Below are 25,194 nucleotides of genomic sequence, written 5' to 3'. Positions count from 1 at the left end.
CACCTAACAATTTGTACATAAGCTCCTTGCTGATGTGATCAGTAGGTTATTTTATTACTTTTTTCCAAATACCTGGCAACTCTTTGGTATCAAAGCGTGTTGAATATGCTTTGCTCACCAAAGCCTAATCTAACTTTATCATGTCGAAGGAGAAAATCATCCTTTTCACACTTGCCGGAATAAATTTCACTCATATTATGGACTTCATGATCATTATGCCCCTTGGGGATTTGCTCATGAAAGTGTTTGAGATTACCCCTCAGCAGTTTAGCCTCATTGTCTCCAGCTATACATTTACAGCGGGCATATTCGGATTTATGGCGGCCTTTGTCATCGACAGATTCGACCGAAGAAAGGCGCTACTATTTCTTAATGTGGGATTTGTGGTTGGCACCATTGCATGTGCCCTCGCCCCCACTTACGTCGTTCTTCTTTTTGCAAGAAGCCTAACCGGCGCCTTTGGGGGTGTATTAGGCGCATTGATCTTGTCGGTGGTGGCCGATGTGGTGCCGGATGAGCGTAGAGGACAAGGCATGGGGATTGTGATGGCCGCTTTTTCAGTAGCATCGGTGGCAGGAGTGCCTTTTGGTTATTTCCTAGCAGAAAAGTTTAGTTGGCATGCTCCATTCTTGCTTTTGGCCGGCATGGGCACTTTAATCACCGTGGCGATATTCAAATTTATCCCTTCACTCACTGGCCATATGGTAAAAAAATCGGATCGACCCAGCCCCGCCAAAGTGCTAACGAATGCCATCTCGTTACCCAACCAAAAGCTGGCGCTGCTTTTCATGCTGACACTAATTCTGGGGCAATTTTCGATCATCCCGTTTATTGCTCCCTACATGATCAGAAATGTGGGCTTTGAGGGCGACCAAATAACTTACATCTACCTGGTTGGCGGCGGACTGACCATTTTCACCTCCCCTTTCATAGGCAGACTTGCCGATAAATTCGGAAAAAAGACTGTCTTCATTGTGTGTGCCAGTGCCGCCATTATCCCCGTCTTCCTGATTACGCATATGCCTCCGGTGCCAGTAGCAGCTGCATTGGTGGTAACCGGGCTTTTCTTTGTTCTCGGTGGAGGCCGAATGATCCCCGCTATGGCAATGATTACCTCTTCGGTAAAACCGCAGAACAGGGGGAGCTTCATGAGCATTAGCTCATCGGTACAGCAGCTGGCGGCCGGGCTGGCCTCACTGATTGCCGGTGTGATTGTTATTGACAACGGCGGAAGCCTGGCCAGGTACAACTGGGTGGGTTATTTTGCCATTGCCGTTACCGTGGTTTGTATTTTCCTTGGCTCAAGAATTAAGTCTGTCGAGCAATCGGCGGCTGACGACGCTTCTGTAGCAAAAGAAAAGAAGGCCCTTGCTGAAGCATGATAAGGAAATACCTTGGCACCAAAATCAAAAGCCTTCCGTTCCAAAGTGAAACGGAAGGCTTTTTTGTTAGTCAGGCCCCGAAGCGTTACTTGAATTTCGGATGCTTCATGCCAGGGAAGTTCTTGTCGAAGAACTCGCCGTAGTCTTTAATGATTTGGGGCATTTCTTTACGCAGCCACAAAATGCCTATCAGGTTGGGTATTGTCATCAGCGCAATGGTGATGCCTGATAACGTCCAGATGATAGTGGTATCGGTAAAAGAAGCAAAGAAAAAGGCGATGGTATAAATGACGTGATAAGGCATTACGGACTTTGGCCCCAGCAGAAAGGTCATCGCTCTGTCGCCATAATACGACCAGGAAATAGCCGTGCTAAAAGCAAAAAGCAGAAGCCCGATAGCGACAATATACTGTCCTGCATCTCCAAAGAAACTCCTGGTAAAGGCAATGGTTGTGAGTGGAGCACTATGCACCAGCGACTTTCCTTCGACAAGGATGTCACCAGCGGGGTCTACCACATTGCCGTTCTGCACTTTCACAGATCCAGTGAAAGGGCTACCTGCTTTTGAAATCTTTACATCTTCGGCGATGGAGCGTGCGTGAATGATTGACAGGTTGTTGGTCACCGAGCCATCCTGCACATTCAAGTCGCCATTGTATAGCGCAACCGAGCTTTTGTTAGTAAGGTGCCCGAAGAGCTTTTCCTGATCCTGCGGATTATTTTCGTCGTAAGTCCTGTCCAGCACAAACATATCAGTGCTTTGAAAAACATTCTGATGTTTTTCATTCCAAACGCCACTTGAGAGCAGCACAAGGCCAGTGACCGTACAGATGATTATTGTATCAATAAAAGGTTCCAGAATAGCCACCATACCTTCCGAAAGAGGCTCGTTGGCTTTAGCTGAAGCGTGAGCAATAGGTGCTGAACCCTGACCAGCTTCGTTGGAAAACAAGCCCCTGTTTACACCTCTATTGAAAGCATAAGCTAACGTGGCACCTAAAAAGCCTCCCGTGGCGGCAGAGCCAGTAAACACATCAGCGAAAATGGAAACGAAAGAAGGGATGATATTGCCAGCATTGTAGAAAATGACCGCAAAGGCACCAATGAAATAAATGATTGCCATGGCTGGTACCAGCTTAGAAGTAACGGCAGCAATTCTTTTAATCCCCCCGATAATTACCATTCCCAGGAAAATAGAGAGAACAAGGCCAGTGATCCAATGCTCGATGCCGAACGTGGCAAACACAGAGTTGGAAATACTATTGATTTGAGGCAAGCTGCCAGTACCAAATGAAGACAATACAGTCGCTATGGCAAAAAGAGTAGCCACCCAACCCAGGCTCACTTTTTTCCCAAACAGCATAAAATTGGCATTCTTCATATAATACATGGGGCCACCTGCTTGTGAACCATCTGCAACAGTTTCCCGGTATTTGTGAGAAAGTGTTACCTCCACAAATTTGGTGGTCATGCCCAGGGCAGCAGTCATCAACATCCAGAACAGGGCAGCCGGGCCTCCAAGGTGGATAGCCAGGGCCACACCAGCAATGTTTCCTGTGCCTACAGTGCCCGAAAGTGCCGTTGAAAGCGCCTGAAAATGGGAAGTATCGCCGGGCAGGTCAGATTTGTCGTATTTACCTGACACCACCCGCAGTGCGTGGCGGAAGAAGCGTATCTGAGGAAACTTAAGGTAAATGGTAAAGAAGAGGCCGGTTCCAAGCAGGAAGTAAACAAACCAATCGGCACTGCCGATAAAGCTGTCGATAAGAACCAGAAAATCGTTGATTTGCTGCATCATACGGGATAGGTTAATAGTAGAATTGTTGGGAATGAGTTTTGTACAATCGACAAAAATAAGAATAATAGCTTCTGGTGAAAGGAGCATTATATAAAAACAGTAGTCACCGGCTCATTTGGGGGAATCACACCTGTGTAACACTTCCGGCCCGAAGGCACTTTATAGCAAGAATCAGGTTTTCAAGCTCTAGGCAAGCGCTCAATTTTGATGAAAAATTGAATCTTATTTATGAAAACCTATTCGACGTTTTTTTTCATGGCCTGCATTTTACTACTGCTTCAGCCTCAAAATGCTAAAGGTCAAGACATTTTTTCGCCACCCGACGAGAAGCTCTCCGTTAAGGCAATGCTTGCCACCGACAAAATTGTCATCGATGGCATACTGAATGAAAGTGCCTGGACAACGGCAGATTCTCTCAGTGACTTCACCCAGATTGAGCCTTTTCAAGGCAAAGCAGCCGAGAACAAAACATCTGTTCGAGTCCTCTTCGATAGCGAGTTTCTCTATGTTGGCGTAAAATGCTTTGACCAGCTGGGCAAGGAGGCCATTCGGGTTCCCGACCTCAAGAGGGATTTCGATTGGAGAGCTCACGATACTTTTGCCATTTGCATTGACGGCTTCAACGACAACCGAAACAGTATGTCCTTCGTGACAAACCCCTATGGAGCTCAAAAAGACTACCTTTCCTTTGACGCTGTGCTTTTCGACAGTGATTGGAATGGTCTCTGGAAGGTACGGACGTCTATCACGGACAAAGGTTGGTTTGCAGAATTTCAGATCCCCTGGAAGAGCATCCGATATACCAAAGGATCTGGAGATGTACAATCCTGGGGGCTCAATTTTCTAAGACTGAGAAGAGCCAGCAACGAGATTTCGGCATGGTCCCCTTATCCACGTTCTTTCAGCTTCAACAGGATGGAATATTCAGGGCAACTAACCCAAATTCAGCCTCCACCACCCTCCACGAATATTCAGGTTAATCCATATGCGCTGGTTTCAACTAATAAGCTTATCGATGCGGGCAAACCCAATCATGTTGATGCAAACTTTAAAATTGGCGCTGACGTGAAGTGGGCCATGAACTCTAACACAATTGGAGATTTGACCATCAATACAGATTTTGCACAGGCAGACGCTGACGTGCAGGTAAATAATTTGAGCAGGTTTTCAGTACTGTTTCCGGAAAAAAGACCGTTTTTCCTGGAAAACGCCTCCCTCTTTGGGCCAGGACTCATAGCTGATGGGAACACTGGAGGTAAAATGCAGATTCTACCGTTTTTTAGCCGAAGAATTGGCTTGGGCCAACAGGGGCGGCCACTGCCCATCGACGGTGGTTTGAGGTTGGTGAACAGGTCGCTAAAACAAAACTTTGGCTTGATGGCCGTTCGTCAGCGATCCTACGACACGCTACCATCGGCCAATTTTGCTGTTGGCCGATATTCACGAAACTTTGGGAAGCAAAACCGCCTGGGAACAATCGCCACTATGAAATCTACTACCGGAAGCCACACCAATCTAACCGGTGGCCTTGACGGATTCCTCAGGTTTGGGAACTCAAACTCATTAAACTTCATGGCGTTGGAGTCAGTTAATGACAATGGAACAGGCCAAGGGTTTAGTGGATACTCTCAATACTTCTTTACCAGCAACAAAATCACTGCGTGGTGGACTGAATCAATCGTAACCAGGAATTTCACTTCAGAAATGGGCTTTCTGTCGAGAACCGATGTAATTAGTACAAACCCAGGCGCCGTAGCCAACCTAAGAGGGAAATACCTACCCTTTCAAAAATTCATTCGTTCATTCCAACCTGCCATCAATGCGGCGTGGTATCATCAGGCATCGTCAAAAAAGCTTATTGAAAGAGAAATAAGGCTCACTCCTTTCTGGCTTGAAATGCAGGATGGGGGCTTCTATGGTTTTACATGGAGCAGTCAGCACCAAAACCTGGTTTCTAGTTTTTTTCCATTAGGGATAGCCATAGACCCTGGCCAATATGATTACCTCAGATATTCATTCACAGCCGGTAGTGACCCCTCGAGAAAAATTTCTTTTAGTCTACAGTATGAGTTTGGCGACTACTATAACGGAAAACTTAAAACTTCTGATCTGGCTGTCTCAATCATACCTATTCCTCACATATCACTTAAGGCAAGTATCAACCGAAATCAGTTTGAATCGGTCGGCACAAATTCAGAGACAAAAGAAGTATTTCTTTATACTTTGCAAGGGAGGTTCGCCGTAAACCCGAGGATTCAGCTTGTAGGGCTTTACCAAAAGAACTCACAAAACACGCTTGATTCGTTCAATATCAGATTTGCCTGGGAATATAGCCCACTGTCTTATGTTTATCTTGTTTTAAACAGTAGGGAAACGCTTGGAGACGACTTTGTGAAGCAGACTGAGCAGCAAGGTATTTTCAAGATAAGCTACCTTAAGCAGTTCTAATCGTCCGAGGCTTGCGTTAAAGGGCCGGGCGCTCGGTCCTTTTTTCTAGAATTTTTTAAATGCTTGCTAGTCAGGGTTGACGAAATTGGTTAATGATCAAAATAATGACAACAAAATTAACCCAGCCATTCTATCGAAAGATGTATTTTGGTCACGAATGGAGGCGGAAAAACATATTGACAATTGGCTCAATGTTTTAGCAAAGGAGCAGCAGCAAGCAAGGTATCTCGGCTTGCCCATTGGAAGTATTCCATCCCTGCGCATCTATCCGCTGCTTAAGATTGAACGGCATGACCCCAACGTTTTTTTCCCAGCCCTGATAGGAAGCAAACTTAAAGAGTGGAAGCACATGATGACTCCTCGTCAGGCTGAACAAACGGATCAAATTCTTGAGGGAATTGTCGGCACCTTTCCGATCTACAAAAGCCGCCGAGGCCGCATGCACTACAATTTCTGGCCAACCGATCCCGATATTCCTTTCCCCAATGGCAGGCTTCTGCATCGATTCGACTTCTTCCGCCTGCCCGATGATATTGATGACACGGCCCTGGTTTATTCGGCACTGTCATCAGACAAGCCAACCGTACTCAGCCTACAGCAGGACATTGACGAGCATTTTCTCCGACATTATCCTAAGCAGCCCCGGATGTACGCTGCCTGGCTGGGCGACAAAATGCCATGGGTGTTGGATGCGTGTGCCATGATTAACCTGTTGAGCCTATTTCAGCATCATAAGCTCTTACCGACAGCGTTCACGGGAACTTCAGAAGCCTATTTAAAAGACATCATTCTGACCAAAAGTTATATAAAAACACCCTATGAGGTGGCACCCTACTACCCAGATAGCGCCGTCATTGCCTACCACCTCGCCAAATGGCTTAGTGGGGATCGAGAGAAATTGGAGCCCCTGATCGCAGGTTTCGTGTGTGACATTGAAGCGCTTTTAGCGACGGAAAGGAACGACTTCAAAGCTATGATCTATGCCATTAGCTTGTTAAAACTTGGCGTGAAACCCTTGCGAGAAATCGAGTTATACAGGTTGGAGCGAGTCAGCTGTCCATGGTTCTATGGCTCGATGCTTTCGGCGGTAAAGCCGAGTTGGCTCCAAAAAATGGGCCGTTTCAGGCTTTTCCACATTGCCCATTCCTGCCCGGCATGGAATCACACACTTTGGGTAGAATACACGTTGCTAAAAAAAATGATGGAAAAGTGAAACATTGTATCGTAATATTACGATTAATAGACATGCCGGTCAGTCCGGCTAATTTTTTACCACTAACCATCGTAATAATACGATTAATAATGAAAACACAAGAACTACTGTCATTGCTTAGGTCAGCAAAAGGAAACAACCTTGAGTTTGAGTATGCCCTTGGCCAATTTGTTCCGGCCACTTTTCACATCACCGAGGTGAAAAACCAAAAAATTACATCCGTCGATTGTGGAGGAAGAAAACTGGCGTTCAACCAAACGGTTGTGCAGCTTTACGTAAATGATCTGGAGGCTATAAGAAACCCCTGGACCACCGACAAAGCACTTTCCATATTAGATTTGGTCGACAAGAAAGATCCGATGGACAAAGAGGCCGAAGTGTTTTTCGAATGGGGACACGGTGATCTCAGAACGTCGGTTTACGGCGTGGAACAAATTGAAAATGATGAGAACACGCTAAGCATCAAGTTATTTGCTCAGCCTACGGTTTGCAAACCAAGCCTGGAACTTGCCTTATCAGCAGCGTCGTGCTGTAATTGATTTTTGCTTAGCTTGGCTAACATGTACTGCCAGCGCCAACTGAGAGGTGTACCTGGTACTAAATATTGCTTGAAATGAAAACTGAGATAGCTGAAATGGTGCCCGCCGACTGGCCAGAAGTGGAGCGCATCTACCTGGAGGGCATTGAGACAGGCCTGGCTACTTTCGAAACTCAAAGCCCCGGCTGGGAAAATTGGGATGCCGGACATCTGCAAAACTGTCGGCTGGTTGCCAAAGTAAATGGGCAGATCGTCGGCTGGGCGGCACTAAGTCCAGTCTCGAGGCGACAGGTTTACAAAGGCGTTGCTGAGGTGAGTATCTACATTAAAAATGACTTCAAGGGAAAAGGTCTGGGGAAAGTGCTCTTTCAGGAACTGATCGTTGCAGCGGAGGCGGAGGGCTTCTGGACTTTGCAGTCTTCGGTCTTCAGGGAGAACGTGGCTACCATCGCCGTGCACAAAAGCATGGGCTTCAGGGAAATTGGCTATAGAGAAAAGGTTGCGCAGCTACATGGGATATGGAGAGACACTGTGCTGTTAGAAAGAAGGAGTAAGACGGTGGTATAATGCAGTTGTTTAAAGGTGGTGCCACCAGCTGACGCTGTGGGCACCACCGCTAATACCCGTACTTCTCTTTCCACAGAGTCCGCAGCTGCTTTCTCATTTCTTCCTCACGGGCGTTCTTCCCGGGGTCGTATAGTTTCGTGCCTTTGATTTCTTCGGGTAAAAACTCCATCTCGGCAAAGTTGCCCTTGTGGCTATGAGCATATTGGTAGTCCTTGCCATAATTGAGGTCTTTCATCAGCTTGGTAGGCGCATTGCGAATGGCCAGAGGAACAGAAAGGTCTCCCGTTTGATTCACAAGGGAAATGGCGCTGTTGATGGCCTCGTAGCTGGCGTTGCTTTTTGGCGAACAGGCCAGGTAAGTAGCACATTGAGAAAGGATAATACGTGATTCTGGATAGCCAATCATAGTCACTGCCTGAAAAGCGGATGTGGCGAGCAGAAGTGCATTCGGGTTCGCATTGCCAATGTCTTCCGAAGCGAGAATCAGCAGGCGGCGGGCAATGAACTTGACGTCCTCACCCCCTTCAATCATGCGAGCAAGGTAATATACAGCTGCATTGGGGTCGCTGCCCCTGATGGATTTGATGAAGGCGGAAATAATATCATAGTGCTGCTCGCCGGACTTGTCGTAGATACTGATCCGCTGCTGTGCAGTGCTGGTCACCATCTCGTCGGTGATTTCCAGCGGGTCGTCCGGATACTGGTCGGTGACCAGCTCAAACAAATTCAGAAGTTTCCTGGCATCACCGCCTGATAGCCGAAACAAAGCCGCCTTCTCCTTCAGCTTGATCTTCCTGTCCTTGAGTTTTTCGTCCACTTTCATTGCATTGGCCAGCAGGTTCTCAAGGTCCTTTATCTCCAGCGCCTTCAGCGTATACACCTGACAGCGGCTTAGCAAAGCCGAGTTAATTTCAAAGCTAGGGTTTTCCGTTGTGGCACCTATGAGGGTAATTTTACCTTTCTCCACTGCTCCCAGCAAGGCATCCTGCTGCGATTTATTAAAACGGTGAATCTCGTCAATAAACAATACTGTGCGGATGCCAGGCCGGGCCTTCTGAATCACCTCCCGCACATCTTTCACGCCGGCGCTGACGGCACTAAGTGTTTCAAAAGGCACCTTCAGGGTATTGGCAATGATATTGGCCATGGTGGTTTTACCAACACCAGGAGGCCCCCAAAAGATCATCGAGGGAATTTGCCCGGAAAGGATCACTTTTCTCAAAATACCTCTCTCCCCCACCAGGTGCTCCTGCCCGATCAGCTGATCGAGGGTGGTGGGGCGCATGCGTTCGGCGAGGGGAAAAGTGTTTTGGAACATGTTGGTGTTTTGGCGTTTTACCGGAGAAACAAAGTAAGCAAATTTGATCTAAACAGTCGTGTAGCACAGGCATGATTCAGGTAAAAAACAAAGCCTCTGCGTCCAAGCGGAATAGTTTCTCGCCATGGCGCAGAGGCGCAAAGAAAATCTGAAACTTAGTTTAGTTCAACAACATCGCCGACTTCACCAGATTGATGAATTCTATGCGGTAGCCATTTTTGTCCAGGCCTTTGGCTTCGGTAGCCAACGATACCACCCGATCGTAAGTAATATCACCTTTGAACTCAGAATTTCTCAGCATCATGCCGAAACCGGCCACCGCAGCCGACCATCTGTAATTCTCCGACGTTTTGGCTGCTGGCTTGTCCATGATGGTGTTGACCAAAAGCTTGCTGGTATCGCCATCAGGTTGCTTGTAGCGAAGCTTCACTGTCATCAGCTCGTTAGTTTTGGCTGCATCAGGTACGACAGTGTTTTGCTGATACTTCAAAGGATCGACGGGCAGGAAGCTGCTATTGACTCCTACTGGAATGATTTCGTAGAGAGCGGTTACCGTATGGCCCGAGCCAAGCTCGCCAGCGTCTTTCTTGTCATCATTAAAATCCTCTTTGTTCAGCAACCTGTTTTCATAGCCAATTAACCTATAAGCTTGCACTTTCGCTGGATTGAACTCCACCTGTATTTTCACATCTTTAGCAATGGTGAACAGCGTACCGCCAAATTCGTTTACCAATACTTTCTTCGCTTCTAGAATATTATCGATATAGGCATAGTTGCCATTTCCCTTGTCGGCAAGGATTTCCATTTTGGAATCTTTGTAGTTGCCCATGCCGAAGCCAAGAACGGTTAGGAAAACGCCGTCGTTTCTTTTTTGCTCAATCAGTCTTTCCATGCTGGCATCGCTCGACTCGCCTACATTGAAGTCGCCATCGGTAGCCAGAATCACCCGGTTGTTGCCGCCATCCACAAAGTTTTCAAGAGCTGTTTTGTATGCAAGATGGATGCCCGCTCCCCCAGCCGTCGAGCCACCGGCTTGTAGTTTATCAAAAGCTTCCATAATGGTTTGCTTATCGCTTCCACTTGTGGGAGGCAACACTAGTCCAGCCGCACCGGCATACACCACAATAGCAACCTTATCGACCGGACGTAATTGTTCCGTCAAAAGTTTGAAGGACGACTTCAACAAGGGCAACTTGTTGGGGTCGCTCATAGAACCTGACACATCGATCAGAAACACCAGGTTGCTCGGAGGAAGGTTATCAGTTGGAATTACTTTGCCTTGCAGGCCGATGTGCACGAGGTAATGTTTGGAGTTCCAGGGAGCATAAGACAATTCGGTGTTGATGGAAAAAGGGTCGTTTCCTTCTGGTTGTGGATAGTCGTAGTCGAAGTAGTTAACCATTTCCTCAATGCGGACGGCGTCTACCGGAGGCTTTTGGCCCTGGCTCAGAAACCGGCGCATGTTGGAGTAAGAAGCTGCATCTACATCGATAGAAAAAGTAGAAAGCGGTTCGTTCAGCGGTTGATGAAAAACATTCTCGTGGATGGTAGCATAGCCTTCCGTGTTGTGAATGACAGGTGCAGGCTCCATATGATAAGCAGTACTGTAAGCCGCTCCCATGGCCATCGACTTCTTCATGCTTCTTTCCATGGGTTGGCTCACAACCATATCAAAGACAATCTCTTCTTCGTCGGCCAGCTCTTTTCGTTCCGGTTTTGGTACAACGGCAGGCTTCCAGCTAGGGTCAGCTTTCATCTTCACCTCCAGCAACTTTCTTCCGATCAGGGCTACCTCCTTGTTAAAAAATCCTGGTTTGGTAAAAATGAGCACATCGTTCTCGGTAGGTACAAAAATTCCGAATTCACCTTTCTGATTGGTGACAGTGGTCTTACCGGTTGTTTTGACTGCAACATTTACATCAGTCAGCGGCTTGCCATCTTTCTCATTCAGCACCGTACCATTGATCTTTATGGATGCCGGGCTATAAGCAGTAAATGAAGATAGCACCAGGGCTATCAGTACGAGGGGTTTTGCTACATTTTTCATTGTCATCATTGTTTGATTTTGATAACAGGATGCAAGACCAGTTCAAATTCCATAAATTGGGCACAACTATTTTTGATTTGTCCGTTATGTCACCAATTGACTGACCGTTTATAAAAGCAACATCTGTTTGGAATTACTCGATAGATTTTCTGATGAGGCCCTGTGGCAGGGGTTCGTGACTGAAAAAGACAGGCAGGTGCTGGCAGTACTGTATGACCGCTACCTCGCTCTTGTGTATGGCGTTTGCCTCAAATACATGGGTGACAAAGAGGAGGCCAAAGATGCTGCCATGGAAGTTTTTGAGAAGCTCTACGAAACCAGCCCTTCCCAAAAAATAGAAAAATTCCGAAGCTGGCTTTTTGTCGTCGCTAAAAATCATTGCCTGATGAAGCTTCGCTCCAAAAAAGGCATCCAGGAAAAAAATGTGCAGCTATTTATGGAATCGACCGAAGTTGTGCATCCTTTAGATGAAGAAGAAACTGATCTCACACCGCAACTACAGCAATGCCTTGAGCAACTGAAGACGGAACAGAAAGGATGTGTGGAGATGTTCTATTTCAACAAAAAGACGTATGAAGAGATCGCTTTGAAAAAAAGCATAGATGTGAAACAAGTGAAAAGCCATATTCAAAACGGAAAAAGGAACTTGAAGCTCTGTATTGAGAGTAAAAAATGAGCAAGCCCAAAAACGATATTGATCCGTCAAAAAGCCAGGAAGAAAAAGACCTTCTGCGCTATCTCAATGAAGAGATGAGCAGCAAGGAGAAGTACGCTTTTGAAAGAAAGGAAGAAAACGACCCTTTCCTCTATGAGGCGATGGAAGGACTCCAGGATGTGGACGTGAAACTTCTGGCCAAAGATTTGGCTGACATGAAAAAGAAACTGGCCCGGTCTGAGAGTACATCTTTTTACAGCTTCTCTAACATTTGGAAAATAGCGGCAGTGGTTACGTTGCTGCTGGTGGCTGGCTTCTCTGCGTGGAGACTGACAATGTTGCCTGGGTCGGAGGAAAATGCATCCGCCGGGACGTTAGCTGCGGATTCATCGGTGGCGATCAATGAGCCTGCACCAATTGAGGTGGCCGAAACCGAAGAACAGGCTGATTCGGCAAAGGCAACAACCGACAATACCTCCTCTCAACAAAATCTGGTAGCTGAAAGTCAGCCGGTTGAAACACCAAAACCAATAGCTGACGAGGAGAAAGAAAGTCCCCAGGTTACTGGCCCTCCGGTGGCCGTGGCCGATGAGGCTGAGCTAAGCGATGAAATAGCGGTTGCTGAAGAAACACCTGACCTTACACTAGCAGACGATATAGAATTTGCTCAGGCAGAAGAAAGCAGTCAGGGTGCTGGTTTGGCATTGCAGGAGACGGAAAAAAAAGATATTGCTACTGAGACGGTGCCGCAAGAAGTGACCGCTCCTCAATTATCTGAGCTGAATGCGATTACAGCGGCTGATGCTAGTAGTGGTGCAGCAAAGGCAAAAAAGGAAGCCGATCAGAGCAATCAGCCCGTAGCAAGGTCCGCAAGAATTGCCACCACCCAAGTCGCCACACCTTTAGCAGGATTAGAAGCTTTCAGAAAATATGTGACCGACAACCAGCTAAAAACAGCTGACATGGTAACCGGAGAAGTGGGGCTAAGCTTTACATTAAACGCTCAGGGCATTCCGCAGAATATTAACGTAACAAAGCCGCTTTGCCAGGCCTGCGATCAGGAGGCTATTCGGTTGTTGCAAAATGGAGGAGCGTGGAAATACAATGACGGTGTGACCGGTTCACCATTGACTACCACAACTATTCAAATCAGCAACTAGGCTGAATTGGCATGTAGGCGTTATAGTGCCTACCTTCGTGCCTTAATCCCCAGCCATGAAAGCAAACCCCTGGTGGGTTCATCCTGCACTTTTGATTACGGGCTTACTCTACGGTGCCAACTACAGCGTTGCCAAATCGGTTATGCCCGAACCGGTATCTCCTTTTGCTTTCATTCTTGTACGTGTGTTGTTTGCAACGGCAGTCTTTTGGCTCATCCATCCGCTATTCACGAGCGAAAAAATAGAGAGTCGAAAAGATTTTGTCAGGCTGGTTGCTTGCGGCTTTTTTGGAGCTGCCATTAATATGCTCATGTTTTTCCAGGGCCTCAGCATGACTTCTCCTGTCAACGGTGCTTTAATTATGACCCTCACTCCCGTAGTGGTCGTCACAATGTCTTACTTTTTGCTGAAAGAGAGGATCACCAGAAGAAAGGCACTTGGGCTTGCATTTGGCTTATGCGGAGCGGTTTTTCTGGTGGGTCTTCATGAGTTTTCATTCAGCAACAGCTTTCTTTTGGGAGACCTTTTGGTGATTGGCAATGCTATTTCTTATGCTATCTATCTGGTTTTGGTCAAGCGACTGATGGCACGATACCACCCCTTAACGGTGGTGAAGTGGACATTTCTTTTTGGATTAATCTTCGTCGCTCCCTTTTCCATCCACGAAGCAGTTGCCATCCCATTTGGTGACTTAAGCGGTGCCCAATGGCTCAGTATCAGCTATGTACTGCTCGGAACTACCGTCATTGCCTACATTGCCAATGTGTCAGCCCTGAAGTATGTGAATTCGTCGGTAGTAGGCTATTACATATTTCTCCAGCCCCTTTTTGCCACGCTTATTGAAGTGGTGTCAGGAAGGGAACTACCGACCATAGGCAAGGTGATTTCTGCCGCACTGATTTTCCTTGGTGTGTATCTGGTTAGTGTAAAAAGAGGCAATTAAAACACGCTTTTTAACTTTCCGATAGCTTGATCAAAATAGCTAATCATGTCGTCATTGATGTCCAGGTGGGTCACCAGCCTCACTTCGTGCTTTCCAAAAGGCACGGCGAGTATTCCCAATTCTCCTAGTTTCGTTACCATGTCTGTCGCCAGGATCTTTTTGTCCAACTCAAAAATGACAATATTGGTATCCACTGGCAAAAGTCCGGTCACATAAGGAAGCGTGGCCACCTGCTCACCTAATGTCTTTGCCTTTTTGTGATCAATTTTCAGTCTTTCTACATGGTTGTCGAGCGCATAGATGCAGGCAGCCGCCAAAAACCCTGCCTGTCGCATACCGCCGCCAAATACCTTGCGGACTCTTTTGGCTTTTTTGATATGCTCGTGGCTACCCACCAAAGCAGAGCCTACAGGAGCGCCCAGCCCCTTGGAAAAACAAACAGAGACGGTATCAAACAGATTGCCAACGTCCTTCGGTTTATCGCCCGTTTCCGCCAATGCATTGAAAATTCGGGCACCGTCCAAGTGCATTTTCAAGCCTTTCGCCCTGGCAGCCTCGCTCACGGCTTTCGTCTGGGCCAGCGTGTAATAAGCACCTCCCCCTTTGTTCATTGTGTTCTCGAGTGACACCAGCCGGGTTAATGGCAGATGGATATCATCCGGATTATTGATGTTTTCGAGAACGTGCTCTGGTGAAAGCCTGCCCCGGTCGCCGTCAACCAGTCTTGCCGAAATATGCGAATTGCTGGCGATACCTCCACCCTCATAGAGGTAAATATGAGAGCGTTTGTCGCAGATAACTTCGTCCTGTAGCTGGGTGTGGATGCGGAGGGCAATCTGGTTGGTCATAGTCCCGGAAGGACAGTAAATAGCAGCCTCTTTCCCAAACATGCTGGCTATTTTGGCTTCCAGCTTCTTAATGGTGGGATCTTCATCGAAAACGTCGTCGCCCACTTCAGCAGTCATCATGGCTTCGAGCATGCCCGGAGTTGGCTTTGTTACTGTATCACTTCTGAAATCTACTGTCATCATGCAGGCAAGATATTAAAATGTGTGAAAAAGTGACACGTGAAGACACGAAGCCACGGCGAGGGAAAAAGTGGCTGGTGAAGACACCAGGCCACAACGAATGCGCTGACCACTACTTCAAATTTTTATCAAAGTAAACTTTGGCAGCCTCAAAAGTTCGGAACCAACTATCATACCGCAGGAAGCCGTGCACCTCGTCGGGAAATATGAGTAGATCAACGTTCACTCCTTTTTCTCTCAGCGTCTCAGCCAGATCAGTGGTCTGCTGGAAGAGCACATTGCGGTCGTCGTCGCCGTGCACCAGCAGCACCGGAGCCGTCCATTTCGAGAGGTCAGCAACGGGAGAAGACGCATAGGCTTTGTCCATCAGTTCCTCATTGATGCCCCACCAACCTCCCGGAGGGCCAAATTCCCTTGCCCTAAAAGCCCAATCGTGCACACCGTGCAGGTCCACACCTGCTTTGAAAAGCTCCGGGTTTCTTGCAAGGCCCATAGCAGTGAGGTAGCCGCCGTAGGAGCCTCCCCACAGGCCAATTTTGGCTGGGTCTACTTCCGCCCTGCCTTGCAGGTATTTGCCTCCCGCTACAATGTCCTGGTATTCTGCGGCTCCCCTTGGGCCTTGGTTTTCAGCTCTGCGGAAGTCCTCGCCGTAGCCAATTCCATCCCGATAATTCACCGACATCACCACATAGCCCTGGCTGGCCAGGTACTGGTTGAAGGCATAGGCGTTTGAATAATAAGTTGAATAGTGGAAGGTCAGCAGCATTTGTCTGATGGGGCCGCCGTGCATGAAAATAACGGCCGGATGCTTCTCACCCTTTTTGTGAGTGGCAGGCATAAATAGTTGTGCGTGAATTTCAACGCCATCCGGAGATTTGTAGATGACCTGCTCCGGCTTGACCAGCGACTTGGCAGGAAAGGCCGGGGGAGCAGTCGAGGAAATTTGTTTCACAGCCGAAGCGCCAGACGCCAGAAAACCGACAGTCTTGTCAAAGTTATACCCCATGTATTGCATGGCCAGCCCCGTCCCTGTCGCCAACGGCACCGGTGTCATTTCACTTCCCTCTCCTTTTGTTAGTGCTTTGACAGTGCCTCCTTTTACACTCACACTGAACAGGTGCCTTCTGTCGATATCTCCACAGTTGGAAGAAAAGTACAGGGTGCTGCCATCGGGCGACACATTGCTGTCCTCTGCCTCACAAGCTCCGGGCGTCAAGTCTACAAGTCCAGATCCGTCCGGATTCATGCTGTAAATATGCATCCAGCCCTTGTGCTCTGAGTAAAATAGCAGTCTGTTCGCCTTCGTCCACCGTAATGGAGCCGCCGGGTACGATTGGGCAAAGCCACCATCATCAGAAGGCGAACTCCATACTTCTTTAGCTGCTCCGGTAGCAGCATCAGCCACCAGAATTGAAAATGACTCTCCACCAGTAATGTTGACGAGTTCATCTCTTTTCAAGCCTTTGTACCTTACAAAAGCCACCTGTTTGCCATCAGGCGACCAAACAGGCAGCATATCTCTGCCCACCGAAGGGGCCATCCAGCGGACTTCTCCTTTTTCTGCATTGAAAATACCTATGAAGTTGTGGTCACCTCTCGAGCTTGTAAAAAGCACTTCCATCCCATCAGGTGACCATGCCTGCCCGCCATTGCTACCACGGGCCTGAAATAGAAGCCTCTCACTATCGGATTCGGGGATGCCGTATTCATTGACAGCTATTTGGAAAATACCTACTCGGTTAGAAAAGAGAATGGTATTTTCGGTTGGGTGAGGCACTGGAGCGTAGCCATTGGCCAGCCTGATCGCATCACCCCCTTCTGTAGAAATAAGCCAGATGATTTGCTCGGCGCCTTCGGGGTTGCTATCGGGGTTGGCTATTTCGCCGTTGCGGTTGGGCGCACTGCCCCGCACGTAGAGCAACCACTGGTCATTCATAAAAAAGGTAAGTGAAGATATCTCCTGGCCATCGTCCTTACCATAGCTGGTAAGCTGAACCGAAGGCCCATCAGGCCCTTTTGCAAAGTAGATATTTCTTACCCCCCTTTTGTTTTCGACCCAGGCCATCGCATCGGTTGCCTTGCCAGCTACCAGCTCAGTGGCAAAGGGGTAAGACATCACCTCCTCAAGGCTGAACTGCGCAAGTGCAGGCAGGGAAAGGATAGGAAGCAGGATAACCAGCAAAAACTGGCGGAAACGATTGATCATTTTGTGGTTGGTTAGTCGTAGGTAATTTACCCAAATGAATCGTTCCCGCCAACTGGTTTAAGTGAACCGGCTGCTATTCACTTTCCACGATCAGAAACTCCACCCTTCGGTTGAGCTGCCGGCCATCAGCGGTGTTGTTATCAGCAGTTGGTTTGGTGAGCCCGTAGCCTTTGAATGCCAGTCGCCCAGCGTCGATACCCTGCTTGACTAGATAATCATAAACGGCCTTTGCCCTGTTGGCGCTCAACTTCATGTTGTAGTCAGCGCTGCCCGTGTTGTCTGTGTGCCCCGATATTTCAATACGCAGTCCCGATTGGTCGGTCAGCAGCTTGACAAACCGGTTGAGCTCAGGAGTAGCCTCCTTCTTGAATGTGAACTTATCTACGTCAAAAAAGATATTGTTAAGCCGCACCACCTGTCCCTTTTCAATTGGCACCAAATAAAGATCCTTATTGATTTCCCGATACTCCTTCAGGTTGACGAGGTCCAGGTTTTCGCTCACCGAAATAAACCCATCGGATTGACCCAAAAAGCCATAATTTTCACCCGAAGGTAAAATAATGCTGTAGCTACCATCTGTTGCGTCGCTATTGGCAACGCCTGCCTGTTTACCGGAACTCAGCACTTCATAGTTAATGCTGGCTCCCAGTGGCTCGTTTGTTTTGGCATTGAGCACCCGGCCCCGCACTACCACCACGGGTTTTGGCCTCAGTGATTCAGGGAGTCTCACCCGATACAAATCGCTCTTTCCATAGGAATCGTTGCCGTAAGAGGAGAAGTATGCGTAGTCGCCCGATGCGGTAAAAGAATAGTATGCATCAAATTGGGGAGAGTTAATGTGTGGCCCCAGGTTTTGTGGTTCCGACCAGTTGAGCCATGAGTCATCAAGTCTCCTGGTAACAAACATGTCGGAGCTTCCGTAGCCAGGCCATCCGGCAGTGGAGTAGTAGAGTGAAACCCCATCAGCCGCCATATAGGGGAAAATCTCAGAAGCTGCCGTGTTTACAGTTGGCCCAATATTCATAGGCGCCGACCATGTACCGTCTTCCTTTTTAAAGCTGACATGAATATCCTTTGCTCCAATGGAGTTATCTCGCTGCAAGGTCATCAAAAGTGTTTGTCCGTCCGCCATCAAAAAATATTCACCAAACTTGCTTCGATTGTAGAAGCTGTCAATTTCCACCTTCTCTGGAAACCCCCACTTATCGCCTTCCTTGTGTGTGATCGAAACACCTACGCCCATCGTTCCGTCGGCATTGTAGGTATTGAGCAACAAAGCAGTTTGGTTATCAGGCAAAATAGACTCCAGACCGCTGTTGCTGGCATTGTTGAGTGGCCGGCCAATGTTCACAGCCGTTTCAAGACTGCCATCTTCGTTGATATTCGCAAACCAAATGTCCTGGGTAGCTGGGTCATCGAGATTCTCCGGGTGGCCTTCCCTTGTGAAGTATAATACCTTTCCATCCGGCGAAATAATGGGATTAAGTTCATCGGTCGGTGTATTCACACTTGTTGAGAGATGTTCTATCTGCAACGCCTTGTCCGCATCGGGAGACAGGTTAATCCCCGCTCGAACCGGTACCTCCGAGTCACTAATGGCAATTGCGTCGAGCTCGTTAAAGCCGGGCACCGAAGCTGTACGCAATTCGACCTTTACCGCAGCCACCTTGTAGGTCGTTTTTGGGAACACGTGCGACAACAGCCGACCCGCCTCGCTCAGCGGTGCGGTTGAGTCGTTTTGGTAAATAACCGATTCGTTGTCCGCCTCATCATAGAGCAGGATTCTGCTCACAGCACCTGGATTAAAGATTTCGACTACGGCTACCTGGCTGATTTGCATAGGCTTGTCGAAGCCAACTTTGATCCACTCGCCTTCAGGACTGTTTTCCTTTCCGGGCGTCCAGCCGCATGGTGTCGCTCCAAATACCGGATACCTGCTTGGCTTACCCAGAATCTCTTTAGCGAGATATTGTCCTTTGTAATTGTTGTTGATGTACTCGCTGGAAAAACCAACAACTGAAGAAGCCCACTGTACCTGCTGGGCTTTTAATGTGAACATGCCTGCACACAACAACGTAGCTGTGGCAGCCCACTTTCTAAAACTTGTAGCAATCATAAATGTACCTGTGTTTTGTTAACAAAACAGCGGCTAAACAGGTACGCATCCGGGGCCAAACAAGGCCCTCTTTAAAGCCGAAAATTATAGATTAATTTTGGATACTTCTCAATAGTCATTCAATTTCTTGAAATTCTTCCGGCCACTGAAGTATCCACTCAGAATGCCGGAATGGCTCCCATCCTACGCTTCCCAGGTCAACTTCCGGGTCAATCAAAGGGTGGGAAGGATGGCCATTGAGACTTACCACACAATCGACAAATACGGCAACCTCTTCCCATCCTTTATTTTCGTATTCCTTTTTAAGATGATGAGCAAACTGCCAGATGATGTCTGGGTGGCTGCTGGCCATCCTGCCTTTAAGTGACCCCAGATATTGTGACGGACGAACTTTCTCTACTTCCCCGGTTTTCTTGTTGGTGACTCTGTAAACAGCACTGCCGCTCTTGGTCCGAAGCATCATATGCCACGATAACTTATGGCCTTCATCAGTCCAATGCACGTTGCCCTCAAACAAATGATGCCTCAATGGCAGCAACAGCTGTATGAGGAAATAGCCCAAAAAGAAGAAGTAGCCTGGGTTGTTTGGCGAATACGCTTTTGCTGGCAAAGCAATTCCCCATTTCCACCTTCCCAGTAGTTTTTTTCTGAGGTCGGCTCCATCGAAAAAGAAGAACAATGTGCCCAGCATGAGGTAGGGAAAGATGCCTATTTGAAAAACAAATGAATTAAAGAGGTGAAAAGCTATCGACAAGGTGACACCTACCCAGCGAGTCCTCTTGATTAACAACAACCAAATAATAGCTCCGTCAAAAACGATGCCCCCATAGGCAAGTACATAGTGAACCCACTTATACTGCAACACACCGCCCACCAGCCAATAGTGAGACTTGCCCTTCATCCAAATTTCCATCGGCCTTGTTTCCAGCCAGTCGGGGTAAATTTTGGCGATACTGGCAAACGTATAAACGATCAGCAACTGAAGCACAAAAAAGGAGATACACCACCTGGGACAAGACGTTGATCGCCTGTCAGGGTGGTAATGGGCATCAAGAGACAAATCATCGGCTGCGGGCATCAGCGCCATAGCGTAGGCCATCAGCATAAAAAGGTAGTGATGATTGTTATAGTGGGCCTTGTGGGAGAAGTAAATGTATGTCCAGGTCAGGGCAAATGCCCAGGCTGAAAACCTGTACCGCCAACCAAGCATGATCATGATGCCAAGCACACAAACAAAAGCAAAAACCAGGTACATCCCAATACCTGGCAGCGGCTGCATCCAGCTTAGTCCCTGATAGGTGAAAACAACAAGTGCTTTAGTATAAATTTCGGAGATTTGGCCGAGCAAGAAAAAGCTTGCCCCCTCCATAAACACGAGAAAGCCAAAAACCACCCGGAACAACACAAGGGGTGTATTGTCAACTGGTTGCGATAAGTACTGTCGATTAAGCGTCAGAGAGGAAAACACATCAAAAAAGTTTGTGTAAAGAAATGAATCTCTGGCATAAAAAAAAGGGCCCTAAAGACCCTCTTTTTCAAACCAACCTAAACCTATCTACTAAAAACAACTATGCGTTGTTATTTCTTATTCATTTAAAAGCGTTTACGTTTCAATTGACCATTGTGTTGCCCCCGGCAGTGAAATTTTGGTCTATTTCTTTCGCCAATTTCTTGGATGTCGCCAATTTCTCAAGCTGCAGCTTTGCTTCAACCCTCATAGCGTCATCTTTTTGACCAACGGCCGCTCCCGTGAGTGCCCCCTCCCCTGCCACAAACCCTGATCCATTCAAAGACGACAGGAGCGAGACGACTGCCACAATTACTCCCAGTAGGAGAATCTTTGTTGTATTTGCGTTCTTCGATTTCATAGTCTCTCTGTTCAATGGTCATGAAAATAAGTCAACACTTGTGCCAAAAATTTCAACCTACTAATAATCAACTAGTTAAATATTTTCTTCAACAAAAAAGTGTACACATATGAACAATAACCTGCCGATAGATGAACGAAACTGGCCTGGCTTCAGCATCTGAAGCGCTACTAATTCGTACAAATGGGCTGATGTTATATTTTCAATCCTCATTTTCCTAATTTTGAAGCTTTATACAACCCAAGCAATGAGTCAGTCACTTGAAGAAATTCGCAGCCTGGTAGAAAAAGAAGTTCAGGCCATACATAATATCCCGGTAGATGAGTCCATACTGAACGCCATCGATGCGTTGTACGATCAGATCCACATTAATAAAGGCAAGATCGTCATTAGTGGCATAGGCAAAGCCGGTCAGATAGGGCAGAACATCGCCACTACTTTTTGCTCGACGGGTTCCCCTGCTGTGTTCCTTCATCCGTCGGAAGCACAACATGGCGACCTGGGAGTTTTGCAGCCGAACGACATCCTGCTCGTGATTTCCAACTCGGGCAAAACTGAAGAAATTCTCAAGTTGCTGGAGCTGGCAGACAACCTGTATCCAAAAATCAAGACTATTTGCATCACCGGCCATCCGGAAAACGAACTGGGAAGAACAGCCAATATTTGCCTGAGCACCGGGCAACCGAAAGAAATTTGCCCCCTGGACCTGACGCCAACCACTAGCACCACTGTGATGTCGGTTTTGGGCGACTTGCTGGTGGTAATGTTAATGAAAAAGATCAACTTTGATAAGGCTGGCTACGCCAAAAGGCACCATAGCGGCTACCTCGGACAAAAAAGCAGAATGCGATGAGTAAATTATTCCTGATAGCCGGCCCTTGTGTGGTCGAGAACGACAAAACACCATTTGAAATAGGCAGAAAAGTAAAAGGTATCTGCGACGAGCTGGGTATCGATTACATTTTCAAAGCCAGCTTCAAAAAAGCCAACCGCACCAAGCTCAACAGCTTCACCGGCATTGAAAAAGAAGAGGCCATGGCTATTATTCAGGCTGTGGGAAAAGAACTTGGCGTGCCTACCATTACCGACGTGCATGAAAGCTATGAACCAGCCATTGCCGCCAAGTACGTGGACTACCTGCAAATCCCCGCCTTCCTATGTCGGCAAACGGATTTGCTGCTGGCTGCCGGTGAAACAGGCAAAGGCGTGAATATCAAGAAGGGACAGTTTATGTCGCCTGAAGCCATGAAGTTCTCATTAGAGAAAGTACTGTCCACGGGCAACAAAAATGTGTGGCTTTGTGAACGTGGGTTCTCGTTTGGCTACGAAGGGCTGGTGGTGGATGCCACAGCTATTGCCAGGCTAAAGAAGCACGGCGTGCCCGTGGTGATGGATTGCACACACTCTGTGCAGCAACCCAATAAGGCAGACGGAGTGACTGGAGGCAATCCGGAAATGATCGAAACCATGGCACTTTCTGCCATTGCCACCGGAGCTGATGGGCTGTTTATAGAAACGCACCCTGACCCGGCCAATGCGTTAAGCGACGGCCAAACGATGCTGCCGATTGAAAAGCTTGAGGGGATATTGAGGAAGGTAATGAAGGTGAGGAAAGCACTGGAGGGGTAAAGCACCAAATGGCAAATCGCAAAATCAAATAAGCTCCAAGGTCAAATATTAAAAAGAGAACTAAGAGAACTAGGTTAGATCAAGACTCTCAACCATTGCCTTGAGCTCATTTGGCTTGAGGTCACTTTTCTCACTCTTGTCATAGATCGTCAGCAAATAGACACCTCCAGCCTCTGTGTAGAAGTAGGTAATTACTCTAGCCCCACCCCTCTTTCCTTTGCCTTTGCTACCAATCCCGAGCCTAATCTTAAAACAATTATTTCCTATGGGAGTACCCGAATCGGGAGTTTGCAGAATCTCAGTTATTAGCTGACTAAACTCCTGCTTAAGAGACGGAAATTTTTTTACGAGACGTTTTAACTCCTTTTCAAATCGATGGGTGGGTATGATGCTATAGCTCATCCAACAGTTCTTGAGCTGTTTTGAGCTGAATTTTTCCTTGCTTATGTAAACGCACCTCCTCTGCAGCCTCCTTCAGGTTCTCCCAAAGCTCAGCTGAAGCCAGGGACATAGGCTTTGCATTCTTCACGAACGACAGGCTTTTCAGTACCTTCATCCCAAAAACGGCCTCTTTGTCAGGAATATCAACCAAAACTTTCATAGATTTCAATTTTTGCTTCTTCTTTCAGCCTCTAAGTGAACACGGATAAATTTAAGAAAATTCAGATAGTATTTAAGCTGGCGCAAAATAATGGCTCCGCAAGTCGGCTGTGGCAGCAGCGAAAATCAGCATCAAGATTCCCTTTTAGCGGGCTTCTATCCCTTGAATTTGATCAACTTGTGTATGTTTTCATTTTTGTTTTTTGATCTTAGGCCTTTGAATACATAACCTTGATTTTTAATGCCTCCTAAATATAATATCAAGCTCCTCATTCTCGACGTTGACGGCACACTTACCGACGGCGGTATTTACATTATGGAAGACGGCAGTCAGTTCAAAAAATTTAACTCCCGTGACGGTATGGGCATACGGCTGCTACAGAAAGCGGGCATTGAGGTAGGCATTATCAGCAATGGGAAGACCACCTCTATGGTAAAAGCACGTGCCGACATGCTGGGAATGACCAGGGTTTATGTAGGCGAAGCAAAGAAAATGGATGTGCTGGAAGCGTGGATGAAGGAAATGGACATAGGCCTTGACCAGGTGGGCATGGTGGGCGACGACATCAACGATTTGCCTGTCATGGAAAAAGCAGGACTCTCGGCCTGCCCGGCTGATGCAGTGAAGGCAGTAAAGGAAAAAGCTGATATCGTGCTTCAGTTCAAAGGGGGCGAAGGATGCGTGCGTGAATTAATCGACAACTACTTGCTGGCCGATTGAAAATGGGGTTAAACCGGCCTATTTAGGTTTGGCAAAGCGATTATTAATCCTATTTTTGTGCAAAAATCTTACGACAGAATGAGCGTTCTAGTAAATAAAAATTCCAAAGTCATCGTGCAAGGCTTCACAGGCACTGAGGGTAGTTTTCATGCCCAGCAGATGATTGAATATGGAACCAACGTAGTAGGAGGTGTTACTCCAGGTAAAGGAGGTCAGAAGCATCTTGACAAACCCATTTTCAATAGTGTAGAAGAGGCTGTGCAAACGACGGGAGCTGACGTTTCTATCATTTTTGTGCCACCAGCTTTTGCCGCTGACGCTATCATGGAAGCAGCTGACGCTGGCATCAAGGTAATTGTGGCAATCACAGAAGGCATTCCTGTAAAGGACATGATGACTGCCAAAAATTATATCAAGAATAAAAAAGTAACACTAATTGGCCCTAACTGCCCTGGCGTCATCACTCCTGGCGAAGCGAAAGTAGGCATCATGCCTGGTTTCGTGTTCAAAAAAGGAAGAGTGGGCGTAGTGTCTAAGTCAGGTACATTGACTTACGAAGCAGCTGACCAGATCGTGAAAGCAGGTCTTGGTATTTCTACAGCAATCGGCATTGGCGGTGACCCCATCATTGGCACTCCTACCAAAGAGGCTGTTGAATTACTGATGAACGACCCCGAAACTGATGCTATCGTGATGATTGGTGAAATTGGTGGTAACTATGAGGCACTTGCTTCTGAATACATAAAAAGCACCGGCAACAAAAAGCCTGTTGTTGGCTTTATTGCCGGTCAAACAGCCCCTCCGGGCCGTAGAATGGGTCACGCTGGTGCTATTATTGGTGGCGCTGATGATACAGCAGCAGCCAAAATGAAGATCATGGAAGCCTGCGGCATTCACGTGGTGCAGTCTCCTGCTGACATAGGAGAGACACTGGCCAAAGTGCTTAAGAAATAAGTA

General features: G+C 47.4%; 22 protein-coding genes. 12 read left to right on the top strand and 10 right to left on the bottom strand.

Annotated elements, in window-relative coordinates; genetic code table 11:
• Window positions 1-140 precede the first annotated feature (140 nt).
• Complete coding sequence (locus RIG68_RS02205) at window positions 141-1,382, top strand: MFS transporter (protein ID WP_350118196.1); 1,242 nt, start codon at window positions 141-143, stop codon at window positions 1,380-1,382.
• 85 nt (window positions 1,383-1,467) lie between these two features.
• Here RIG68_RS02205 and RIG68_RS02200 read toward each other — a convergent pair whose 3' ends face one another.
• On the bottom strand, window positions 1,468-3,177 hold the full coding sequence (locus RIG68_RS02200; protein WP_502880603.1) for an alanine/glycine:cation symporter family protein: 1,710 nt from the start codon (window positions 3,175-3,177) through the stop codon (window positions 1,468-1,470).
• Window positions 3,178-3,408: 231 nt separating this feature from the next.
• On the opposite strand from RIG68_RS02200, the gene RIG68_RS02195 reads away from it, so the two are divergent.
• From RIG68_RS02195 to RIG68_RS02180, 4 genes are all read left to right on the top strand, one after another.
• Window positions 3,409-5,628, top strand: a complete 2,220-nt coding sequence (locus RIG68_RS02195; protein ID WP_350118192.1) for a carbohydrate binding family 9 domain-containing protein — start codon at window positions 3,409-3,411, stop codon at window positions 5,626-5,628.
• Between the two features lie 157 nt (window positions 5,629-5,785).
• On the top strand, window positions 5,786-6,841 hold the full coding sequence (locus RIG68_RS02190; protein ID WP_350118190.1) for a hypothetical protein: 1,056 nt from the start codon (window positions 5,786-5,788) through the stop codon (window positions 6,839-6,841).
• A gap of 89 nt (window positions 6,842-6,930) precedes the next feature.
• Window positions 6,931-7,380, top strand: coding sequence for a DUF6428 family protein (locus RIG68_RS02185; RefSeq protein ID WP_350118188.1), 450 nt, complete (start codon window positions 6,931-6,933; stop codon window positions 7,378-7,380).
• Window positions 7,381-7,454: 74 nt separating this feature from the next.
• Window positions 7,455-7,946, top strand: coding sequence for a GNAT family N-acetyltransferase (locus RIG68_RS02180; RefSeq protein WP_350118186.1), 492 nt, complete (start codon window positions 7,455-7,457; stop codon window positions 7,944-7,946).
• A gap of 49 nt (window positions 7,947-7,995) precedes the next feature.
• On the opposite strand, the gene RIG68_RS02175 is transcribed toward RIG68_RS02180, so the two are convergent.
• Together RIG68_RS02175 and RIG68_RS02170 are read right to left on the bottom strand one after the other, a co-directional pair.
• Entirely contained in the window at window positions 7,996-9,264 is a 1,269-nt protein-coding gene (locus RIG68_RS02175) for a replication-associated recombination protein A (protein WP_350118185.1), read from the bottom strand.
• Window positions 9,265-9,424: 160 nt separating this feature from the next.
• Window positions 9,425-11,311: a vWA domain-containing protein gene (locus tag RIG68_RS02170; RefSeq protein WP_350118183.1), complete on the bottom strand. Its 1,887-nt coding sequence runs from the start codon at window positions 11,309-11,311 to the stop codon at window positions 9,425-9,427.
• Between the two features lie 127 nt (window positions 11,312-11,438).
• Here RIG68_RS02170 and RIG68_RS02165 point away from each other — a divergent pair, with 127 nt between their 5' ends.
• The 3 genes from RIG68_RS02165 to RIG68_RS02155 are packed head-to-tail and all read left to right on the top strand — an operon-like array spanning window position 11,439 to window position 14,069.
• Window positions 11,439-11,987 carry an RNA polymerase sigma factor gene (locus RIG68_RS02165; protein WP_350118181.1) on the top strand — a complete coding sequence of 183 codons (549 nt, stop codon included), beginning with the start codon at window positions 11,439-11,441 and terminating at the stop codon, window positions 11,985-11,987.
• Window positions 11,984-13,126 carry an energy transducer TonB gene (locus tag RIG68_RS02160; RefSeq protein WP_350118179.1) on the top strand — a complete coding sequence of 381 codons (1,143 nt, stop codon included), beginning with the start codon at window positions 11,984-11,986 and terminating at the stop codon, window positions 13,124-13,126. Before RIG68_RS02165 ends, RIG68_RS02160 begins: the two co-directional genes overlap by 4 nt.
• 55 nt (window positions 13,127-13,181) lie before the next feature.
• Complete coding sequence (locus RIG68_RS02155; RefSeq protein ID WP_350118177.1) at window positions 13,182-14,069, top strand: DMT family transporter; 888 nt, start codon at window positions 13,182-13,184, stop codon at window positions 14,067-14,069.
• On the opposite strand, the gene RIG68_RS02150 is transcribed toward RIG68_RS02155, so the two are convergent.
• From RIG68_RS02150 to RIG68_RS02130, 5 genes are all read right to left on the bottom strand, one after another.
• Window positions 14,066-15,100: a threonine aldolase family protein gene (locus RIG68_RS02150; protein WP_350118175.1), complete on the bottom strand. Its 1,035-nt coding sequence runs from the start codon at window positions 15,098-15,100 to the stop codon at window positions 14,066-14,068. The genes RIG68_RS02155 and RIG68_RS02150 overlap by 4 nt on opposite strands.
• A 109-nt stretch (window positions 15,101-15,209) precedes the next feature.
• On the bottom strand, window positions 15,210-17,303 hold the full coding sequence (locus tag RIG68_RS02145; RefSeq protein WP_350118173.1) for a S9 family peptidase: 2,094 nt from the start codon (window positions 17,301-17,303) through the stop codon (window positions 15,210-15,212).
• A 73-nt stretch (window positions 17,304-17,376) separates the two neighbouring features.
• Entirely contained in the window at window positions 17,377-19,419 is a 2,043-nt protein-coding gene (locus RIG68_RS02140) for an OmpA family protein (protein ID WP_350118171.1), read from the bottom strand.
• A 115-nt stretch (window positions 19,420-19,534) separates the two neighbouring features.
• Window positions 19,535-20,887, bottom strand: a complete 1,353-nt coding sequence (locus RIG68_RS02135; protein WP_350118169.1) for an HTTM domain-containing protein — start codon at window positions 20,885-20,887, stop codon at window positions 19,535-19,537.
• A 142-nt stretch (window positions 20,888-21,029) separates the two neighbouring features.
• On the bottom strand, window positions 21,030-21,287 hold the full coding sequence (locus RIG68_RS02130; RefSeq protein WP_350118167.1) for a hypothetical protein: 258 nt from the start codon (window positions 21,285-21,287) through the stop codon (window positions 21,030-21,032).
• Between the two features lie 247 nt (window positions 21,288-21,534).
• Between RIG68_RS02130 and RIG68_RS02125 the strand changes: the two genes are divergently transcribed.
• On the top strand, window positions 21,535-22,140 hold the full coding sequence (locus tag RIG68_RS02125) for a KpsF/GutQ family sugar-phosphate isomerase (protein WP_151996334.1): 606 nt from the start codon (window positions 21,535-21,537) through the stop codon (window positions 22,138-22,140).
• Window positions 22,137-22,916: a 3-deoxy-8-phosphooctulonate synthase gene (gene kdsA / locus RIG68_RS02120; RefSeq protein WP_151996333.1), complete on the top strand. Its 780-nt coding sequence runs from the start codon at window positions 22,137-22,139 to the stop codon at window positions 22,914-22,916. The genes RIG68_RS02125 and kdsA overlap by 4 nt, the downstream gene beginning before the upstream one ends.
• 69 nt (window positions 22,917-22,985) lie before the next feature.
• On the opposite strand, the gene RIG68_RS02115 is transcribed toward kdsA, so the two are convergent.
• A complete protein-coding gene (locus tag RIG68_RS02115; RefSeq protein ID WP_151996332.1) occupies window positions 22,986-23,318 on the bottom strand; it encodes a hypothetical protein in 333 nt (110 codons plus the stop codon).
• Entirely contained in the window at window positions 23,308-23,517 is a 210-nt protein-coding gene (locus tag RIG68_RS02110; protein ID WP_350118165.1) for a hypothetical protein, read from the bottom strand. Before RIG68_RS02110 ends, RIG68_RS02115 begins: the two co-directional genes overlap by 11 nt.
• Window positions 23,518-23,757: 240 nt before the next feature.
• Between RIG68_RS02110 and RIG68_RS02105 the strand changes: the two genes are divergently transcribed.
• Window positions 23,758-24,237 carry a KdsC family phosphatase gene (locus RIG68_RS02105; RefSeq protein WP_350118163.1) on the top strand — a complete coding sequence of 160 codons (480 nt, stop codon included), beginning with the start codon at window positions 23,758-23,760 and terminating at the stop codon, window positions 24,235-24,237.
• 78 nt (window positions 24,238-24,315) lie between these two features.
• The gene (gene sucD, locus RIG68_RS02100; RefSeq protein WP_151996329.1) at window positions 24,316-25,191 is read left to right on the top strand and encodes a succinate--CoA ligase subunit alpha; all 876 of its coding nucleotides are present in this window, start codon (window positions 24,316-24,318) and stop codon (window positions 25,189-25,191) included.
• Window positions 25,192-25,194 lie beyond the last annotated feature (3 nt).

It is taken from the genome of Imperialibacter sp., from assembly GCF_040222385.1.
Classification (GTDB): domain Bacteria; phylum Bacteroidota; class Bacteroidia; order Cytophagales; family Cyclobacteriaceae; genus Imperialibacter.
Note: the sequence above shows the minus strand (reverse complement) of the source record. Positions and strands in the feature narration are given on the sequence as shown.

Coding starts and splice junctions, on each gene's coding strand:
- RIG68_RS02130 (WP_350118167.1), bottom strand. CDS start 21,287: ATGAAATCGAAGAACGCAAATACAACAAAGATTCTCCTACTGGGAGTA.
- sucD (WP_151996329.1), top strand. CDS start 24,316: ATGAGCGTTCTAGTAAATAAAAATTCCAAAGTCATCGTGCAAGGCTTC.
- RIG68_RS02155 (WP_350118177.1), top strand. CDS start 13,182: ATGAAAGCAAACCCCTGGTGGGTTCATCCTGCACTTTTGATTACGGGC.
- RIG68_RS02140 (WP_350118171.1), bottom strand. CDS start 19,419: ATGATTGCTACAAGTTTTAGAAAGTGGGCTGCCACAGCTACGTTGTTG.
- RIG68_RS02145 (WP_350118173.1), bottom strand. CDS start 17,303: ATGATCAATCGTTTCCGCCAGTTTTTGCTGGTTATCCTGCTTCCTATC.
- RIG68_RS02160 (WP_350118179.1), top strand. CDS start 11,984: ATGAGCAAGCCCAAAAACGATATTGATCCGTCAAAAAGCCAGGAAGAA.
- RIG68_RS02125 (WP_151996334.1), top strand. CDS start 21,535: ATGAGTCAGTCACTTGAAGAAATTCGCAGCCTGGTAGAAAAAGAAGTT.
- kdsA (WP_151996333.1), top strand. CDS start 22,137: ATGAGTAAATTATTCCTGATAGCCGGCCCTTGTGTGGTCGAGAACGAC.
- RIG68_RS02115 (WP_151996332.1), bottom strand. CDS start 23,318: ATGAGCTATAGCATCATACCCACCCATCGATTTGAAAAGGAGTTAAAA.
- RIG68_RS02185 (WP_350118188.1), top strand. CDS start 6,931: ATGAAAACACAAGAACTACTGTCATTGCTTAGGTCAGCAAAAGGAAAC.
- RIG68_RS02195 (WP_350118192.1), top strand. CDS start 3,409: ATGAAAACCTATTCGACGTTTTTTTTCATGGCCTGCATTTTACTACTG.
- RIG68_RS02205 (WP_350118196.1), top strand. CDS start 141: ATGTCGAAGGAGAAAATCATCCTTTTCACACTTGCCGGAATAAATTTC.
- RIG68_RS02175 (WP_350118185.1), bottom strand. CDS start 9,264: ATGTTCCAAAACACTTTTCCCCTCGCCGAACGCATGCGCCCCACCACC.
- RIG68_RS02150 (WP_350118175.1), bottom strand. CDS start 15,100: ATGATGACAGTAGATTTCAGAAGTGATACAGTAACAAAGCCAACTCCG.
- RIG68_RS02200 (WP_502880603.1), bottom strand. CDS start 3,177: ATGCAGCAAATCAACGATTTTCTGGTTCTTATCGACAGCTTTATCGGC.
- RIG68_RS02170 (WP_350118183.1), bottom strand. CDS start 11,311: ATGAAAAATGTAGCAAAACCCCTCGTACTGATAGCCCTGGTGCTATCT.
- RIG68_RS02190 (WP_350118190.1), top strand. CDS start 5,786: ATGGAGGCGGAAAAACATATTGACAATTGGCTCAATGTTTTAGCAAAG.
- RIG68_RS02180 (WP_350118186.1), top strand. CDS start 7,455: ATGAAAACTGAGATAGCTGAAATGGTGCCCGCCGACTGGCCAGAAGTG.
- RIG68_RS02110 (WP_350118165.1), bottom strand. CDS start 23,517: ATGAAAGTTTTGGTTGATATTCCTGACAAAGAGGCCGTTTTTGGGATG.
- RIG68_RS02105 (WP_350118163.1), top strand. CDS start 23,758: ATGCCTCCTAAATATAATATCAAGCTCCTCATTCTCGACGTTGACGGC.